Below are 17,463 nucleotides of genomic sequence, written 5' to 3' on the forward strand. Positions count from 1 at the left end.
CTTTGCGTGCTCGCGCGTTCTGTTACGCCGCCGTCTGCTGCCGCGCGTGCCGCCCCGCGGCGGCGGCGGCCGCCAGCCGGCCCAGCGCCTCGTCCCGGTCGCAGGGGTGAGCGCCCAGCGCGACCTGGCGGGTCACGATCGACCGCTCCGCGCGCATCAGCCGCCAGCCGCGGCGCAGCAGGAACGGGACCGACTTGCGGCTCTCCCTGAGGTCGCGCAGGAAGCGCCGGCGGAAGGTGGTGACCGGTCCGCGGGTCAGGCACAGCGCGTCCGCCAGCACCCCCAGTTCACGGCAGCGTTCCACGATCTCCGCGGCGAAGATGCCCTCTGCGATGAACAGCGGGGTGCGCCCGATGTGCAGCGTCTCCTCGCCGGTACGGGCGCTCAGCGAGATGTCGTACACCGGCACCGGCGTCGACCCGGAGGCGCACAGGCGGGTGATGGCCTCGACGGCGACGTCCGCGTCCCACGACTCCGGATGGTCCCAGTCGATGTCCGCACTTCCGTCCACCAGCGGCAGCGTCGGGTCGTCGCCCTCCTTGTAGAAGTCGTCGAGGCGCAGGACCGGAAGGCCGGAGCGGGCGGAGAGAAGGGACTTGCCGGAACCGGACGGGCCGCACAGGAGTACGACCCGGGTTGGTACGGGCGGATGGGAACCCACTGTGCTGTCCTTCTCACCTGCGGTTTCATGGGCGGTCTGGGGGCTCCGGTCGGGAACCCCCGGGCCATTATCCCTGCCGCGGCGCGACCCGGGAGAGGGCGTCACCGGGCGACGGGATCACCGTCCGGTTCCGGTTCCGGCTCCGGCGTCGGTTCCGGGACGGCGGTGCGCCGGTTGATCGCGGGGGCGAGGGCGCCCACGCCGAGGGCGGCGGCCACGCCCGCCACCGCGCTGAACCACCACAGGACGGCGGGCCCGGCATGGGCGTAGACGGCGGTGCCGATGGTCAGCGCGGAGAACCGGGCGATGCCCCACGACCACTGGAAGGCGCCCTGGTAGCGGCCGCGCGCGTGCTCGGGGGCGATGCTCTGGATGATCGAGGAGTGGATGCCGCCGATCGAGGCCTCGCCGACGGACCACAGCACGACCGTCCCGGCATAGCCCCAGGCGGTGTCGGCGACACCGGTCAGCGCCACCCCGATCGCGATGAGCGTGCCGGCCGCCACGTACACCCGCAGCTGCGGCAGGCCCGACAGCACGGACGTCGCGATCGGCTGGAGGATGACGACCAGGACGGCGTTGACCGTGGCCATCAGGCCGAGGACGGTCGGGGACAGACCGTCGTCGCGGATGGCGAGCGGCAGGCCGGCCTCGGTGAGCGAGTAGATCGCGATGGAGACACCGAACAGCGGCAGGAGCATCCGCATCAGCGGATCGCGGAAGACGACGCCGTACCCGATCCCGCCCCCGTCGGCCGCGGTGGACTTCGAGCGGGAGCCCAACGGCAGCAGGGTGGCCGCGATGACGGCGTAGGCGAGCGAGCCGGAGGCGTCCACCAGGAACAGCAGCCAGTAGCCCTTGGTGGCCAGGAAGCCGCCGAGCATGCCGGCGCCCGCGGTGCCGATGTTCACCGCCCAGTGGACCAGCGAGAACGCCGAGCGGCGGCGCTCTGGACCGACGGACTCCGCGACCAGCGCGGACGCGGCCGGGCTGACCATGCTGCCGGTGATGCTGAGGAGTACGGCCGCGAGTGAGAGGAAGAGCACATTCGGCGCGGCGAACAACAGGCCGTGCGAGGCCGCCACGCCGACCAGCCCGGTCACCATGGTCGGCCGGCGTCCGCGCCGGTCCGCGAGGAGGCCGCCCAGGATCGGGCCGACCAGGTTGCCCGCGCCCAGGGCGCCCAGGACGTACGGCACCTGGTCGGTGCTGATGCCGCGCGAACCCAGGTAGTAGACGAGGAACGGGGTCACCATGAAGCCGAGCCGGTTCACGATCGTGCCGGCGAAGACGATCCAGGCCGTTCGGGGCAGGCCGCTGAAGGTGGAGAGCATGTCCGGGATCATCGCGGCTCGGTAGGCTGGCGGCCATCGATTCGGATATACGTGAATCCATGGGGTGATGGAGCTGGCTGAGCTGGCGTTCTCGGCGAGTGACCTGGCGCAGATGCGGTTCGCCGTCTCCCCGATGTGGGAGGTCGTGGCCAGTTTCCGTCTGCTGGCCTCCGGCGCCCCGCATCCCGTGCACCGTGTCTGGATCGAGCAGGTGCGGCCGCGCGTCATCGCCGCCGGACTCGACCACGGATGGCTGGCCGAACTGATCCCGCCGTCGGGCTATTTGCCCGACTTCCTCAACCCGGCCCCCGCCCATCCCGCCCCGGCGCTCGGCGAGGAACTCGCCGCCATCGTGGCCGCCCCCGACGACCGGATACGGCGCGACCTGGACCACCTCTCCGGTCACCTGGGCTCTCGCGGGCCCCGGTCGCGGACCCTGTCCGCCGATCCGGGCGCCTGCATCGGCAAGGTCGCCGAGGAGATCGAGGTCTACTGGGAGCTGGCACTGGCACCCTACTGGGCGCGGGTCCGGGCGGTGCTGGACGCCGATGTCTTCCACCGGGCCCGGCAGGTCGCCGAGCACGGCGCCGGGCACCTCTTCAACGACCTGCACGAATCGGTGAGCTGGAACGACAACGCGCTGCGGCTGATCCGGCGCCGGCGCGGACTGACCCGGCGGGCGGCGGGCTCCGGGCTGCTGCTGATCCCCTCGGCCTTCGCGGGACCCGGTCTGCTCACCCGGGTACGGCAGCCGGAGCCGCCCCAACTCGCCTATCCGGCGCGCGGGGTGGGCACCCTCTGGGAGTCCCGGCCGGTGCTCAGAAGCGACGCCCTGGCCGCCGTCCTGGGGCGTTCGCGCACCCTGCTGCTGGCCGAGCTCCAGGCGCCGGCCTCCACCACCGAACTCGCCCGGCGTACCGGGCTGTCACCCGCCGCGGTGTCCCAGCAGCTGATGGCGCTGCGGGACGCCGGTCTGGTCAGCGCCCACCGGGCCGGCCGGTCCGTGCTCTACGCCCGGACCTCGGTCGCCGAGTCCCTGCTCGGCGCGGCCCTTCCGTAGGATCGGGGAGTTTGCGGGTGGGGCCGGCCCAACAGGCTCTCCACCCGGATGAGTTCACCCGACGATGAGGAGTGGCCGGACCCCGTGGAAACTGATCGTCTCGCCCAGCGGCTCTCGGCCGTGGTCGGGCCCGCCCACGTACTGAGCGCCCCAGCCCTGCGCGCCTCGTACGAGACCGACTTCACCGGCCGCTACACCGGCCGGGCCCGGCTCGTGGTCCGGCCCGCCGACACCGCCCAGGTGGCCGAGGTGCTGCGGCTGTGCCACCAGGCCGCGGCACCGGTCGTTCCCCAGGGTGGCAACACCGGGCTGGTCGGCGGTTCGGTGCCCACCCCGGCCGGCACCCAGGTCGTGCTGTCCCTGCGACGGCTCGACGGCATCGACCCGGTCGACACCGCCGTACGCCAGGTGACCGTGGGCGCGGGCGTGGTGCTGTCCGACCTGCACCGCCAGGTCGCCTCCCACGGGCTGGAGTTCGGCGTCGATCTGGCCGCCAGGGACTCGGCGACCCTGGGCGGCATGATCGCGACCAACGCGGGCGGGGAGCGGGTCGTGCGGTACGGCACCACCCGGGCCAACGTCGCCGGTGTCGAGGCGGTGCTGGCCGACGGCACCGTGCTGGACCGGCTGGCCGGGCTGCCCAAGGACAACACCGGGTACGACCTCACCAACCTGCTGGTCGGCAGCGAGGGCACCCTGGGCGTGGTGACCCGGGCCCGACTGCGGCTGGTGCCCCAGCTGCCGGAGCGGGTCACCGCCCTGGTGGCGCTCGACTCGCTGGACAGCGCCATCGACCTGGTGTCCCGGCTGCGGACGCTGGACTCGCTGGAGCTGGCCGAGTTCTTCATGGCCGACGGACTGGCCCTGGTCCTGGACAAGAGCGGGCTGCCCGCCCCGTTCCGCACCGCGCACCCCGTCTACCTCCTCGTCGAGTGCGCCGGGCAGCGCGATCCGGCCCAGGAACTGTTCGACGTGCTCGACAAGCCGGGCCCGCTGGAGACGGCCGTCGCCCTGCGGGGCGCCGACCGCCGGCGGCTGGCCGCCTACCGGGAACGGCACACCGAGTCGATCAACGCCGAGGGCGTCCCCCTCAAGCTCGACGTCACCGTCCCCCTGGCCGAACTGCCCGGCTTCGTCGCCGGCCTGCCCGTACTGCTGGCAGGACGGGCCCGGCCGTATCTCTTCGGCCACCTGGCCGAGGGCAATCTGCACGTCAACCTGCTCGACGTGGCGGCGGCGGACGAGGAGGCGGTCACCGGGCAGGTGCTGGAGAGGGTCGCGGCCCTCGGCGGCAGCATCAGCGCCGAGCACGGGGTCGGCCGGGCCAAGTCCCGCTATCTGCACCTGAGCCGGTCGCCCGCCGAGATCGCGGTGATGCGTTCGGTGAAGTCCGCCCTGGACCCGGCGGGGCTGCTCAACCCCGGCACCCTGCTGCCCCGGGCGGTGGACGCGTCAGCCGCCGGCCACCACGCCCGCTGACGCCTCGGCATCGGCCCGGGGGCGGGTGCGCACCGCCCACCGGGTCGCCGCCGGCGAGAGCAGGCCGGTGAACAGGAACAAGGCCCCCACCACCGCCCACCCGGGCCGGCCCCAGGACACACACAGGGTGGTCAGCAGCGCGGGCGCGAACGCCCCGCCCAGGCCCATGCCCATGCCCCACAGCCCCAGGTACTGGCCCGTGGCGTGCTCCGGCGCGAGGGCGTAGGACAACTCGAACCCGGCGGCAGAGTGCCAGAGTTCGCCCAGGGTGTGCACGGTCATGCCGGTGAGGAGCAGCAGCGCCGCCGCCCAGCCCGGCGTGCCCTGGGCGGCCGCGAACACGCCGCAGGCCAGCACGAACGCCAGCCCCGCGCGGCGCATCGCGGCGCTCGCGGCGGACGGGCTGTCCACGCCCCGGCTCGCCCGGACCTGACACGCCACCACCAGCGCGGTGTTGGCGAGCATGCCGGCGCCGACGATCCATCGGGGCGCGGCCGTGTGTGTCACCGCCCAGAGCGGGAAGAGCACCGTCACCACCCGGAACTGGATGCTCATCATCCCGTCCAGCGCGGTCACCAGGACGAACGGACGGTCCCGCAACGCCGCCGTCCAGCTCGGCCCGGCCGGTCCCGGCGGCACGGGGGCCGGCGACGGAACGGCGAGCGTCATCGCGGCGGCGGCCAGGAACGACACCGCGTTGCCGGCGATCAGCAGCACATACGCGGTCCGCGTGTCCGCCTGCACGACGGCACCCGCCAGCACCGCCCCCGCCGAGATGCCAATGTTGGTCACCACGCGCAGCTGCGCCCGGAAACGCTGCGGGCGCTCACCGCCGTACGCCCGGACGATCGGCCCGCGGGCCGCCGCGCCCGCGTTCTGCGCCAGACCGCACAGACACGCCACGGCCAGGAACTGCCAGAACCCGTGCACCAGCAGGAACGAGGCCATCCCCAGACCACCGGCGACGAGGGTCGCGGCATAGACCCCGCGCGCCCCCCGGCGGTCCGCCAGATGCCCGACCGGCACCCCGGCCGACAGCGCGACCAGACCGGCGATGCTGAGCCCGGCACCCACCTGGGCGGCCGAGAGCCCGGTCACGCGGAGGAAGTAGAGGACGCCCGCGGTCATGTACATCCCGTTGCCGACCGTGTTGACCAGGACCAGGAGCTTCAGGGTCCGCCGCACCGCGCCGTCGTCAGGAGTCATGGCCAACGATCATGACAGGCGCCCGCGGGAACCGGCCCCGCGCGCGCGAGGACCGGCAGGAACCTGCCGAACGCTCGCCCCGGGACGCGGTGTTCGCAAGGCTTCGGTTCGGGTATGCCGACGGCAGTAAGGAAGGGTCCGTTCATGGATCGCGTCTCTTTGACGACGCAGTATCTGGCCAGAGTCGCCGAAAGCGGCGCCAGGGCCGGTGAGTTGGTGGGCAGGCAGCCGGAGTCCGAGCTGCTCAACACGTTCTACAAGGGCAAGTACCTGTCCCGTCCGCTCTTTCTCGGTCACGACGAGCGGATCCGGCTGCACGCCGACCTGGAGAACCTGCTGTCAGCGCTGGGCAGCCTCCCCGACCGGCTGTTCGGCGGCGACCTCGCCGCGTTCGCGCGGGCGGTGGGCATGACCGAGGTCCAGGTCTCGGCCATCATGCGCGGGCGGGGACCGTCGCTGACCCGGCAGACCCGGGCCGACCTGTATGTTGACGACAGCGGCTTCAAGCTGCTCGAACTCAACATCGGCAGCGCCGTCGGCGGCATGGACAACGCCGACATGTGCCGCGCCCTGCTCGAACACCCGGTGCTGGCCGACTTCGCACAGGAGCGCGGGCTCGGATACGTCGACACCCTGCGCGAGCAGGTGAACAACATCATCGTGGAGAGCGGCTTCAGGCCCGGGGACAACCCCGTGGTCGCGCTCACCGACTGGCCGAGCAGCTACGACAACATGATCCCGTACATGAAGCTGCTGTGCGGGCGCTGGGGGGAGCTCGGGCTGGAGGCCCACCCCTGCCACATCGGCCAGCTGGAGGTCCGCGACGGCCGGGTGTGGCTGGGCCGGCGGCCGGTGGACATCGTCTTCCGCACCTTTTTGATCGCCGATCTGCTGGAGTCACCCGAGGCCCCGGCCCTGATGGATCCGGTTCTGGATGCCGCCGAGCGGGGTGAGGTGAAGATCTTCACGCCGATGGACTGCTCCGCATACGCCAGCAAGGGCGCGCTCGCGATGCTCTCGGACGAGCGGAACCGGCAGCTGTTCAGCGCGGAGGAACGCGACAGTCTGGACCGCATCCTGCCGTGGACCCGTATGGTCCGCCCGGGGCAGGTCATGCTGGAGAGCGGCGAGCGCGTGGACCTGGTCGAGTACGCGCTGGCGAACCAGCAGGACCTGGCGCTCAAGCCGACCCTGATGTCCGGCGGCAACGGCGTGGTGCTCGGCTGGGCGCCCGGACTGAGCGCACAGGAGTGGCGCGAGCAGATCACCGCCGCGCTCGACGGGCCCTACGTCATCCAGCGCAGGATCCGGCCGGCGCTGGAGCTGTTCCCCGACGACGACGGCGAACTGAGGCCGTGGACGGCTCTGTGGGGGGTGTTCACCGTGGCCGCCGGCTACGGCGGCGCCTTCGCCAGGGCGACCACCGTGGACTCCGGTGAGGTCGTGGTGAACACGGCGGGCGGCGCGCACGCGGGCGCCGTACTGCACGAGGAGGCCGAGCCGGCGGGCTGACGACCGGTACGACGGGAAAGGCACGGCAGGAAAAAAGAGGGGCCGGGCGCGAGAACCTCGCGCCCGGCCCCTTCCCGCGGTCCGCTTCCACGAGGGCCGGGTCAGTCGATCTCGTAGAAGCCCTCGCCGTCCATGTACCGGGTGGTCAGGGCGTCGCGGGCGACCGTGGCCGCCGTCGGGTGCAGCAGGTACACCCGCAGCGGGAAGGTCCAGTCGTCGACCGAGCGATGGACCGGCGCCCCGGGGCGCACCCGGTACAGCACGTCGTGGAAGCTCTCCAGCGCCCGGAGTTCCTCCATCCTCGGATACGACACCAGGGTCCCGGCGCCCGGCGAGACCATGTTGACGATCCGTGCATGCCGTTGCACCTCATAGGGGGTGTCGCAGCGCTTCCGGAATCGCTCGGGGTCGACGCAGGCGTCCACGGCCCAGTCCAGCTGGCTCTCCCCGAGCGCGGCCCCGGTCGGCACGTGCACGTCGGCTCCGCACACCCGGGCGCCCGTCTCGACCAGACGCGGGCCCTGAGGCGTCAGTTTGAGCTCGGTGTGGGCCGGGCCGTTGCGGATGCCCAGGGCGTCGAGCACCTGGAAGGTGTGCTCGGCCAGCTGGTCCTGCTCCTCGCCGTGCCGGGACATCAGTTCCGCACCGGCCGGCAGGTCCTTGACGCCGTTGGCGCTCAGGTGGTGCATCTTCCAGATGTCGGTGACGTGGTGACGGCCGTCGCGGCTCACGGTGTTGACGATGTACTCGCCGCCGACCAGGTACTCCTGGGCCAGCACCGCGTGATTGTCCTGGCCCAGCGCGCTCCTGGTGCCGATCAGCGCCTCGAACGCCTTGCGGACCTCGGCGGGGCCGTCGCAGAAGTGGACACCGTCGCTGCCCGCGCTGCTCACCGGCTTGAGCACCACACGGCCGCCGCCGGACTGCTCGTACCAGCTCAGCAGCGTGTCGGCGTCGGAGACCAGGATCTGCTCGATACCGGGCACACCGGCCTCGCGGACCGTCTCGATCATCAGGAACTTGTCGCGGCGGGCGGAGCTGAGCGCGGTGCCGTTCGTGGGCAGGCCCAACTCCTCGCCCAGCTCGTCCGCGAGGACGACGGCCCGCTCGATGCCGGCCAGCAGACCGACGGGGGCATGCCGGGCGATGGCGGCGACGGTCTCGGCCACGTTCCCGTCGTGCACGATGTTGTCGACGAAGTCCTGCGGCTGGAAGCTCGGCGCGTACGCCGCCGGAATCGTCGGAGTGCTCTGCACGTGAACGCAGTCGTAGCCACGGGCCCGGAACAGCGGGGCCAGGCAGCGCGCGCTCGCGAAGGCGTCGACGATGACGACCGTACGGGAAGCGGTGGTCACGCTCGTTCTCCTGCCTCACCGGCGACGGTGGTTTCGGGGGTGGTCGTGATCCGGATGCCGGCCACGGCCTTCTCGCAGCGCGCGGCGGCGTCGGCCGCGTCGGTCCCGACCGCGATCACCTGGCCGCAGACCCGGTCGACGGACCAGGTGAGCGGCGGCACGACCATGCCCGGGCGGGCCTTCACATCGAGGGTGACGCCCTCGGGCATGTCGTCGGACACCTCGACGCCGGTCACCACGCCCGGCTCCGCGGGCACGAACCGGATGGCCGACCCGGCGACGGCCGGGGGCACCTCGGGCTGCCACGGTTCGATGCCGAGCGGTACCGCGACCGCGCTGCGCACCAGGTCCACGCCGTAGGCCAGCCGCACCAGTTCGGGGATGCTGTCGCCGCCGGCGCGGTTGTGGGACTCGATGATCCGCAGCCCGGAACCGGTGATCATGATCTCGGTGTGCGAGGGTCCCTCCACGAGCCCGACCGCGTCCAGCAGCCGCGTCGTCAACTCGACGATCCCCTGCCGGGCGGCCTCGTCGACACGGGCCGGGACGGAGTGACCGGCCTCGATGAAACCGCCGGCGCCGAGCAGCTTGTCGGTCACCGCGACGACCGTGTGCACGCCGTCGTCGGTGAACGCCTCCACACTGACCTCGTGGCCGACCAGGAACTCCTCGGCCAGCATGCGGGTACGGCCCGCCGCCTCGGCCTTCTCCCAGATCCCGGCGGCGTCGGCGGCGGCGTCGACCCGGTAGACGTGCGCGCTGCCGCCGTAGTCCAGCGGCTTGACCATCGCGGGGCCGCCCAGCTCCGAGAGGAACCCGGCCAGTTCCGCCGCGCTGTGCACCACGCGGAAGCGCACCGGGGAGAGACCGACCTCGGCCAGCCGCCGACGCATCGCGGACTTGTCCTTGAGCAGTCGTACGGTGCGCACGGAGTTGCCGCCGAGACCGAACTCCTCGTTCAACCGGGCGGCGGGGACCAGGCCCAGCTCGCTGGGCGAGAAGAAGCGGACCACCGACTGCCGGGCGAACAGCGCGCGGCCCGCGGCGACGGCCGCCTCCTCGTCGGCAAGGGGGGCCTCGACCACCTCCGCGCAGTACCGCGCGGCGGCGTCGGTGTCGTACCTCCCCGGTGTGTGGACGAGGACGACTTCGCAGCCCAGGTCCGAGGCGGACTTCAGCACGGTGGGCCGGCCGCCCAACAAGGCGATGCGCGGAGCCATTACAGGAACCTCCCAGGTAGGCGACGCCGGGCCGACGGACCCGGCGGCGCACAGATTTCTGACGGGACGGGGCTGCTCGGGCCGGTCAGGCCTCGATCAGCGTGACCGGGTCACCGAACCGCATCAGCTCCCGGTAGGTCTCCGCGCGGGTGTGACGCATGGTGCGCAGTACGGCGATCGCGCTCTCGGCGGACGCCTCCCCCTGCACGATGGAGCGGTCGTCGCCGACCAGGGCCGCGGTGACGGCGATGTGCCGCTCGATGTCCTGGAGGTCGGCCTCCAGCAGGGCGTCGCGGGCCAGCGCCAGCTCCACGTCGGTCTCGGCCAGCTCCGCGAAGGGCTCCGCGGACACCTTGACCAGGGTGCGCATCGCCTTGCGGTAGGCCTTGTGCTCCGGCTGCGTACGGCCGGTGAGGGCCACCGGCACGGCCGGCGGCTGCATGGTCGGGCGGACCATCGCGTCGTAGCACGGCGCCGACATGTCACCGGAGTGCATCATGGCCGCCGTGAACCCGCGGACGTACACGGTGGCCTCGTCGAGCGCGGCGCGGGCGGTGTCCCGGTCCGACTCCTTCAGTGCCGCCGTCGCACGGGAGACGGCGTCCGCGGCCGCGAGGTTGAGCACGAAGTAGAAGTGGTGGGTGACGACCCACCGGGTCAGTTCGTCGCGGCCCACGACGTACGGGGCGGGCGGCTCGGCACCGCCGTCGGCCTCCTCCGCCGCCCGCGGGGCGTCGGCCGGAGCCAGGCCCGCGAGGACCTGGACCATCGAAAGGACCTCCGCCGCCTGGTCGTTGAGGTCCAGCCGGGCCTCGCACAGGTCGGTGAGCGCACGCGCGACGATCGTCGTCACCTCGCAGACGAGGCGGGCGTCGTCGACGGGGGCCGTCCGCACCCCGAAGTACTCGTGGTTGGGGACGATCGGGACCAGCGAGGCGGTGTCCATGGGGGTGAGGCGGGCCACTGCGGCGAGGCGGTCGGCCCGCTTCACCGCCGCATCCGCCGCGTCCTTCACCGAACCGCCCGCTCCGGCCGGGTTCAGCAGCTCGGCGCGCAGGCTCAGCAGGGCCTCGATCGTCTCCGTCAGGGCGGACTCGACCGGGACGGCGGGACGGGTGCGGGCACGCACCAGCTGGTTCTCGGGCAGGACGACGACCGGGAAGTCGGGGCAGGCAGCAGACATGTCTCAATCACCTCGGAAATGTTCGGAATTGCCGTGCGGACGCCGGACGGGCGGCGGCCTCACGAAGCGGCGTAGCCGCGTGCCTCCTGGAGGAACTGCCCCAGGTATCCGTCGTGGGGCAGGAAGGGGTCCTTCCACCAGCCGGGAACCCGGCCGTGCAGCACGGTGCGGACGCCGGGGGACTCCAGGGCCTCCTGGACGAGCGCGGTGTCGTCGGTGAGCAGGGTCAGGGCCAGCGAGTCGTCCAGCGGGCCCACCCCCTCCGCACGGCGCCAGGGCGCCACCCACACGCAGGGGAACGGCAGTTCCACGCCCAGCCCGGGGTGGTCGGAGCGGTCCACGCACAGCACCGCCGGTCGCAGCGCCGCCGCGTTCGAGCCGATCGTGCCCAGCGGACCGTCGCTGTAATGACGGGCCGTCACCTCGACCGCACCGTCCAGCGACCTGTCGAGCGCCGCCCTGAGACCCTCCGCCTCCCGCAGGGGCCGCACCGGCAGGACCGCCCGGTCGTCGGTGACCGGGTGCACCGGCAGCCGGGCGAGCCGCTCCGCGAGGGCCTCGGCCAGTTCCCGGGGGTCGCCGCTGGTGAGCACGGCTGTGGCGTTGGTGCAGCGCACGCCGCCGTCCGCGGCGATCTCGGTGACGAGGTGGTCGAGCGTGGCGTCGTCCAGCGGACCGTCGACGAGGACCTTGCTGCGTCCGGGGCCGCGCACCAGGACCCGGTCGTTGCCCCGCATCCGGGCGACCGTGTCCTCGCCGCCGTAGACCAGAGCCAGGTCGACCGCGTCCACGAGCGCGTCGGCCGAGGCATGGCTGCCCGGCAGCAGGGCGATGCCCTCCGGGTCCAGGCCCGCTTCGAGCAACGCCCGGATCAGGCGCAGCGGGGTGATCGGGTCCCGGGTGCCCGGCCGTACCGCGACCTGGTAGCCCATCGCCACGGCCTGCAGCCAGGCGCCGTGCGTCGCCGGGTGGTTGCTGGGGGCCACCACGCCGAAGACCCGGCCGCGGCGCACCCAGCGGGCGGTGCGGCCGGCTCCCACCGGAGCCTGCCGGCCGACGACCTCGCCGAGCAGCGCGCAGTCGTTGCCGATGCGGTCGAGCGTGGCCCGGGCCACGGACACGGGGACGCCGGAGGCCAGCGACTGGATCCGGCAGTACTCCTCGGGTGTCTGCCCGCCCGGCGTGCCCTTGGCGAACAGCCGGCCGGCTTCGGCGAGCACCGCCAGCCGTTCGTCGCGGGCCATCGGCGAGGCCTGCCGCATGGCCCGCACCGTCAGCTTCGTCACCAGGGCGGGAGCCTCGTGGACCTCGGCGAGCGGTGCGCCGTGCACGTCGTGCAGGACGCGGGTGTCGCGCGAGGTCCGCTCCTGACCGCTCCGGAGCACCGGTATGGACGGCAGCATCTCAGATCAACTCCTCGGGTGCCGGCCAGGGCAGGCCCTCGGTGTCCGGCCCGTCGTGCGACGGGACCCGGAACTGGGTGCGTTCCTGGTCGGTGACGGAATGGCCCATCGCATGGCGCAGTCCGGCCGTCTGGATCGCCCGGGGCGGGCAGCCCTCCAGGTAGACGCCGGCCTCGCGGTGCTCGTACATGGCGTTGCCCACCAGGACCATCGCGCCCCGCGGCTCGGGAAGCCGTTCCATGGGGCCGGACACGATCGTCAGCTCTCCCGGGTGACGCAGCAGTTCGTCGCGGAGCAGGTGCAGGGCGGCGGCCAGCCAGCGGCGGCAGTCTTCGCACGCCGTGTCGGCGTGGATGTGGATGCCTTCCCGGGGCGGGGTGAGGTCGACCGGGGCGCGGTCGAGCTTGAACGCGACCTCCGCGACGGAGGCGCCGCGCACCTCGATGTCCCGCAGGTCGCCCGGTCCCAGGCCGCGGCGGTGGGCGTCGCGCAGATAGGCGAGTTCCCAGGTCTCGACCCCGGCGACCGCGGCCATGGTGACATCCAGGGCGACGGCGTTGCGCGAGGCGGCGACCAGGCCCACCGCGCGGGTGCTGCCCGCCATCGGGTAGTTGCCCTCGATGACGGTGATGGCGTCGCAGACCACGAGGTGCTGCGGGCGGAGCAGATTGAGGTCGACGATCGACTCCTCGACGCCGGCCATGTGGACGATCCGGGTGGTGAACCCGGGGAACAGGCCCACCAGGTTCTTCATCGCGTTCGTGAGGACGACGCTGGAGTGCGTGCGCAGTTGGGGGGCGCCGATGAAGAAGTCGCAGTCGGTGACGAGGTCGGGCATCGCCACCGGCACCCGCAGCGAGGTGGCGCCCGGGACCTGCACCACGCGCAGCGGCCGGTCGTCGAAGCTCACCACCTGCGCGTAGCGGTGCAGGGGGCTGCCGTCGAGGATCTCCTTGAGCACATGAGTGCGCTCCGCCACGAAGACCTCGGCGCCGCGCGCCGACGCCCGCTTCGCCACGGCGAGCAGGAGTTCGGGGCTGGTTCTGAACCCCGGTTTGCGCTGGAACATGTTGGGCTTGATGACGACCCGGTCGCCCTTGCCCACGTCCCGCAGCGGATCGCCGAGCAGGTCCAGAGCCTCCTCGACCGCCCGGTCGACCGAGGCGGTCGTATCGGACTCGGTTCTGGTGAGCGCGACCGCCGTGCGGTCCCCCGTCATGACAACTCCCTGACCTTGTACGTGACCTCGTACCTGTGACGACTCTTCGTCAGAACTGTCCGTGCGTCAGAACTGCCATCCGTCGAAGACGACGGCGCGGGCCGGGGCCGCCTCCACGTCCGAGATCTTGATCGGCAGGGCCATCAGCTGTACGACCGGGTTGGTGATCTTGTCCAGGTTCTGGATGTTCTCCAGGATCGGGATCCCGGCGGACAGCAGGCGGCGGTGCACCTGGCCGCTGCGGTCGGTGGGGCGCTCGGTGATGCAGTCCATGCCGACGAGGGAGGCGCCGTTGTCCACCATCCAGTCCGCGGAGGACAGGGTGAGGTACGGGGGGTTGTCCCAGTAGTCCGGCCGGCCCAGGTAGCGGTTGGGGTGGTCGGTGCGGACCAGCAGGCGGTCGCCCGGCTGCCACACGTCGCGCAGCGCCTTCTCCAGGTCCTCACCGGTGACCGGGTCGAGGTCGCGCTTGTAGGAGAGGTCCGCGACGCAGGTGCGGCCGACGAAGGTTTCCAGGGGGACCTCGTCGATCTTCTCGCGGTCCTCGAAGAAGTGGTAGCCCGATTCCACGTGGGTGCCGTTGTGCGGGAAAATCTGGAGGTCCGAGAAAGTGCGGCCGCCGCGCGCCGGATCGGTCTCCGGGGTCATGGCCCGGCGGATTCCGAATTCCGGGTACCAGGGTGCGTCGTAGGACGGCATTCCCTCGTACCAGCCCTGGCTGATGTCAATCATCTGCATGATCTGGATCCCTTGTTCCGACTTTGCGGGGGCTATGGGTTCGATGTGTTCTGGGCGCCGGTGAAGAGGCTCGAACGCGCGCTGTCGATGCGGCGGCGGGCGGGGCGCCCAGGTGACCTTACGGACAGGTTTCCGCCATGGCAAGTGCCATTCTTTGCGCCGCCCACTGTTCTCAATCTGTTTGCCATGTCGCCTCTGACCTGCAGAGACTAAGCGGAATGGAAGATTCCTGAACTACTGTCCGGAAGTTGCCGGCCGAAAATAGATGCCGCTCGGATGCCTCGGTGGCAGCTTCCTGACAGGAACACGTGAAAAGCTCCCGGTGGCTCATTGTCTGGGCTATGTTGATCATGTTGGAAACGAGTTGCAGTGCCAGAAATGTTCGCGTTAGCTTGCGGCGGCTTCTGAATCCAGAACATGAACGACGGCCCCCATGGAAGGTGCCCGCCAGTGATTGTGATGTTCGATCCGAGTGCAACTCGCGAACAGGTAAATGCCGTAATCCAGATACTTCACGAAGAGGGTCTCTCCTCCGTCTCCGCAGTCGTGCGCGATACCGTGACCGTCATTACGGAAGGCAGCGGTACCCAGGAACTGGCGAGCCGGTTGGAGAAGTCGCCGGGCGTCGAACGCGTGGCGGTCGTCCTTGGCGCGCAGCGGCTCACCAGCAGGGCGTTCCGCGAGGAGGGCACCCAGGTGACCGTGGGCGCCCGCGCGGAGACGGTGATCGGCGGCCCCGGGTTCGCCGTGATCGCCGGGCCCTGCGCGGTGGAGACCCGCGAGCAGATGACGGCGGCCGTGGACGTGGTCGTGGCCGGCGGCGCGGTGATGCTGCGCGGCGGGGCCTTCAAGCCCCGCTCCTCCCCGTACAGCTTCCAGGGCCTGGGCCTGGCCGGGCTGACCCTCCTCGCGGAGCAGCGCACGCGCACGGGGCTGCCGGTCGTCACCGAGGTGGTCACGCCGAAGGACGTGGAGTGTGTCGCCGAGGAGAGCGACATGCTGCAGATCGGCACCCGCAACATGCAGAACTTCGAACTGCTGCGGGAGGCCGGGGCCGCGGGCAAGCCGGTGCTGCTCAAGCGCGGGATGGCCGCCACGATCGAGGAGTGGATGCTCGCCGCCGAGTACGTCATGCACGCGGGCAACGGCGATGTCGTGCTGTGCGAGCGGGGGATTCGCAGCTACGACCGCAGCACCCGGTTCACCCTCGACCTCAGCGCGGTGGCGGAGGCGAAGCGGATCACTCATCTTCCGGTGATCGTCGATCCCAGCCACAGCACCGGCCGGCCGCACCTGGTCGCGCCGATGTCCCTGGCCGCCGCGGCGGCGGGTGCGGACGGTCTGATCGTCGACGTGCACACCGACGCGCGCAGCGCGCTGTGCGACGGGGCGCAGGCGCTCAGCGGGGAGCAGTTCACCACGCTGATGAGCCGTCTCGGGCCGGTGGTGGAAGCCGTCGGCCGCACCCTGGCGCCGGCTTCCGCCCCCTCCCTGGCCTCCGTCTGACCGACGGACCGCGTCCGGCCCCGTTCCCACCCGGGGCCGGGCCGCGCCTCTCCTGATCCCTGCCCGTCCGCCCGGAGCGGGACCGGCGGACGGGCCCGGCTCGCCCTCGCGGACCGTACGCCGACCGGCCGTGAGCCGGCTCGATGCCGCATCGACACGGCTCCGCACGGCCCGGATCGGCCCGGATCGGCCCGGATCGGCACGGCTCGGGCGGGGCGTGGGGAGCCCGGGCCCGGTCGCGGCGCCTCGCCGCGTGGACCCGCACCGATCCCGGCCCTGGCCCGCCCCGGCGCGAACGCGGACCAACCGGCCCTCTGCTCGGCCGACTTCATCCACCGGGAAGCCGTCCGCCTCGGGGGACGCGCCCGCCGCTTCGCTCGCCGTTCCCTTCGGCGGCCTCTCCACTCCCTCTCCGACTCCCCTCCACCCCTCCCTTCGCACTCTCCCCTGGTCACCCCTCTCTGGAGGCAGACATGATCGACAGCACGGCAGAGCCCTTCGGCGCGGATCTCGCGCCCGACGACTTCGTCCAGGCCGCGATGCGGTGGCACTTCTCCCCGGCGACCGGCTCGCCGTTCTGGGTGAAGCGTGCCGCGCGGCTCGACTTCGATCCGCTGACCGACATCCGCACCTGGGCGGATCTGGACCGGTTCCCGGACGTCAGCGAGGAGTGGCGGGACGTCCCCGTCGACGAACTGGTGCCGGTCGGAATCGACCGCGGGGGCTGGGACTTCCAGGTGTTCGACAGCGGCGGCACGACCGGCCGGCCCAAGCGCATCGTGGAGTCGAGGTCCCGGCGCAACGGCGTGCTGTGGGTGAGCGAGGTGCTCGCCGAACACGGCATCCCCGGCGAGGACGAGGGCCACTGGCTGCACATCGGCCCCACGGGTCCGCACATCGTCGGCCGTTCCGTCGGACTCCTGGCCCAGCTGCGCCGCACGTTCTGCCACTACATCGACTTCGACCCGCGCTGGGTGAAGAAGGCGGTCAAGGAAGGCCTGCGTGACGAGGCCGGCCGCTATGTGCGCCACATCCTGGCGCAGGCCCAGGACGTGCTCTCCACCCAGCCCGTCTCCGTGCTCTTCGCCACACCCCCGGTGCTGGAGGCGCTGGCCGCCGACGAGAAGCTGCTGGACCTCGTCCAGCGCAAGGTGCGCGGCATCATCTGGGCCGGCACCAGCGTCAGCCCCGAGACGTTGCGCGCCTTCGAGGAGGAGATCTTCCCGAACACGCCGGTCGTGGGCCTGTACGGCAACACCATGATGGGCATCGCCCCGCAGCGCCCGGGCGGCCCGGAGGGACTGGACACCGGCGCGGGCGGCGAGGGCTGTGTCTTCGTGCCCTTCCACCCCTTCAGCCGTGTGACGGTCGTCGACCCCGACAACCCCGTCGTACCGGTCGGCTACGGCGAGCGCGGCCAGGCCAGGATCTCCCTGGTCACCCGGGACCTGCTGCTGCCCTGGACCCTGGAACGCGACTCCGTCATCCGCGTCGAACCGACCTCGCGCTATCCGCAGGACGGGCTGGCGGACGTCCAGCCCCTCACCGTGGACGGCGGCTCCAGCGTCGTCGAAGGGGTGTACTAGA

General features: G+C 71.9%; 14 protein-coding genes. 5 read left to right on the forward strand and 9 right to left on the reverse strand.

The features are described 5' to 3' along the window. Positions 1-22 precede the first annotated feature (22 nt). Positions 23-661: a uridine kinase gene (locus tag ACIRVH_RS09250; protein WP_403950021.1), complete on the reverse strand. Its 639-nt coding sequence runs from the start codon at positions 659-661 to the stop codon at positions 23-25. A 101-nt stretch (positions 662-762) separates the two neighbouring features. Beyond that, positions 763-1,995: an MFS transporter gene (locus ACIRVH_RS09255; protein WP_403950023.1), complete on the reverse strand. Its 1,233-nt coding sequence runs from the start codon at positions 1,993-1,995 to the stop codon at positions 763-765. 67 nt (positions 1,996-2,062) lie between these two features. Between ACIRVH_RS09255 and ACIRVH_RS09260 the strand changes: the two genes are divergently transcribed. Further along, the gene (locus tag ACIRVH_RS09260; RefSeq protein ID WP_403950025.1) at positions 2,063-3,055 is read left to right on the forward strand and encodes an ArsR/SmtB family transcription factor; all 993 of its coding nucleotides are present in this window, start codon (positions 2,063-2,065) and stop codon (positions 3,053-3,055) included. Positions 3,056-3,139: 84 nt separating this feature from the next. Continuing rightward, the gene (locus ACIRVH_RS09265) at positions 3,140-4,534 is read left to right on the forward strand and encodes an FAD-binding oxidoreductase (RefSeq protein WP_403950026.1); all 1,395 of its coding nucleotides are present in this window, start codon (positions 3,140-3,142) and stop codon (positions 4,532-4,534) included. On the opposite strand, the gene ACIRVH_RS09270 is transcribed toward ACIRVH_RS09265, so the two are convergent. Beyond that, positions 4,508-5,740, reverse strand: a complete 1,233-nt coding sequence (locus tag ACIRVH_RS09270; protein WP_403950028.1) for an MFS transporter — start codon at positions 5,738-5,740, stop codon at positions 4,508-4,510. The two genes, ACIRVH_RS09265 and ACIRVH_RS09270, sit on opposite strands and share 27 nt — an antisense overlap. 144 nt (positions 5,741-5,884) lie before the next feature. On the opposite strand from ACIRVH_RS09270, the gene ACIRVH_RS09275 reads away from it, so the two are divergent. Continuing rightward, on the forward strand, positions 5,885-7,252 hold the full coding sequence (locus tag ACIRVH_RS09275; RefSeq protein ID WP_403950030.1) for a hypothetical protein: 1,368 nt from the start codon (positions 5,885-5,887) through the stop codon (positions 7,250-7,252). A 101-nt stretch (positions 7,253-7,353) separates the two neighbouring features. On the opposite strand, the gene ACIRVH_RS09280 is transcribed toward ACIRVH_RS09275, so the two are convergent. From ACIRVH_RS09280 to ACIRVH_RS09305, 6 genes are all read right to left on the reverse strand, one after another. Continuing rightward, complete coding sequence (locus ACIRVH_RS09280) at positions 7,354-8,607, reverse strand: ATP-grasp domain-containing protein (RefSeq protein ID WP_403950033.1); 1,254 nt, start codon at positions 8,605-8,607, stop codon at positions 7,354-7,356. Continuing rightward, positions 8,604-9,827 carry an ATP-grasp domain-containing protein gene (locus tag ACIRVH_RS09285; protein WP_403950036.1) on the reverse strand — a complete coding sequence of 408 codons (1,224 nt, stop codon included), beginning with the start codon at positions 9,825-9,827 and terminating at the stop codon, positions 8,604-8,606. Before ACIRVH_RS09285 ends, ACIRVH_RS09280 begins: the two co-directional genes overlap by 4 nt. Positions 9,828-9,912: 85 nt before the next feature. Beyond that, complete coding sequence (locus tag ACIRVH_RS09290) at positions 9,913-11,010, reverse strand: hypothetical protein (RefSeq protein ID WP_403950039.1); 1,098 nt, start codon at positions 11,008-11,010, stop codon at positions 9,913-9,915. A gap of 59 nt (positions 11,011-11,069) precedes the next feature. Next, positions 11,070-12,413 carry an aldehyde dehydrogenase family protein gene (locus ACIRVH_RS09295; protein WP_403950042.1) on the reverse strand — a complete coding sequence of 448 codons (1,344 nt, stop codon included), beginning with the start codon at positions 12,411-12,413 and terminating at the stop codon, positions 11,070-11,072. Between the two features lies 1 nt (position 12,414). Further along, complete coding sequence (locus tag ACIRVH_RS09300) at positions 12,415-13,632, reverse strand: DUF362 domain-containing protein (RefSeq protein ID WP_403950044.1); 1,218 nt, start codon at positions 13,630-13,632, stop codon at positions 12,415-12,417. Positions 13,633-13,698: 66 nt separating this feature from the next. After that, entirely contained in the window at positions 13,699-14,370 is a 672-nt protein-coding gene (locus ACIRVH_RS09305; protein ID WP_403950046.1) for a cyclase family protein, read from the reverse strand. A 459-nt stretch (positions 14,371-14,829) separates the two neighbouring features. Here ACIRVH_RS09305 and aroF point away from each other — a divergent pair, with 459 nt between their 5' ends. Further along, positions 14,830-15,876, forward strand: coding sequence for a 3-deoxy-7-phosphoheptulonate synthase (gene aroF, locus ACIRVH_RS09310; protein ID WP_403950958.1), 1,047 nt, complete (start codon positions 14,830-14,832; stop codon positions 15,874-15,876). 473 nt (positions 15,877-16,349) lie between these two features. Further along, on the forward strand, positions 16,350-17,462 hold the full coding sequence (locus tag ACIRVH_RS09315; RefSeq protein WP_403950048.1) for a phenazine biosynthesis protein: 1,113 nt from the start codon (positions 16,350-16,352) through the stop codon (positions 17,460-17,462). The last annotated feature ends 1 nt before the right edge of the window (position 17,463 follow it).

It is taken from the genome of Streptomyces sp. NPDC101165 (genome assembly GCF_044768135.1).
GTDB lineage: Bacteria > Actinomycetota > Actinomycetes > Streptomycetales > Streptomycetaceae > Streptomyces.

Bases quoted from the DNA above. Each gene is read 5' to 3' on its own strand.
- ACIRVH_RS09255 (WP_403950023.1), bottom strand. From the start codon at position 1,995: ATGCTCTCCACCTTCAGCGGCCTGCCCCGAACGGCCTGGATCGTCTTC.
- ACIRVH_RS09260 (WP_403950025.1), top strand. From the start codon at position 2,063: ATGGAGCTGGCTGAGCTGGCGTTCTCGGCGAGTGACCTGGCGCAGATG.
- ACIRVH_RS09270 (WP_403950028.1), bottom strand. From the start codon at position 5,740: ATGACTCCTGACGACGGCGCGGTGCGGCGGACCCTGAAGCTCCTGGTC.
- ACIRVH_RS09275 (WP_403950030.1), top strand. From the start codon at position 5,885: ATGGATCGCGTCTCTTTGACGACGCAGTATCTGGCCAGAGTCGCCGAA.
- ACIRVH_RS09285 (WP_403950036.1), bottom strand. From the start codon at position 9,827: ATGGCTCCGCGCATCGCCTTGTTGGGCGGCCGGCCCACCGTGCTGAAG.
- ACIRVH_RS09290 (WP_403950039.1), bottom strand. From the start codon at position 11,010: ATGTCTGCTGCCTGCCCCGACTTCCCGGTCGTCGTCCTGCCCGAGAAC.
- ACIRVH_RS09295 (WP_403950042.1), bottom strand. From the start codon at position 12,413: ATGCTGCCGTCCATACCGGTGCTCCGGAGCGGTCAGGAGCGGACCTCG.
- ACIRVH_RS09300 (WP_403950044.1), bottom strand. From the start codon at position 13,632: ATGACGGGGGACCGCACGGCGGTCGCGCTCACCAGAACCGAGTCCGAT.
- ACIRVH_RS09305 (WP_403950046.1), bottom strand. From the start codon at position 14,370: ATGCAGATGATTGACATCAGCCAGGGCTGGTACGAGGGAATGCCGTCC.
- aroF (WP_403950958.1), top strand. From the start codon at position 14,830: ATGTTCGATCCGAGTGCAACTCGCGAACAGGTAAATGCCGTAATCCAG.
- ACIRVH_RS09315 (WP_403950048.1), top strand. From the start codon at position 16,350: ATGATCGACAGCACGGCAGAGCCCTTCGGCGCGGATCTCGCGCCCGAC.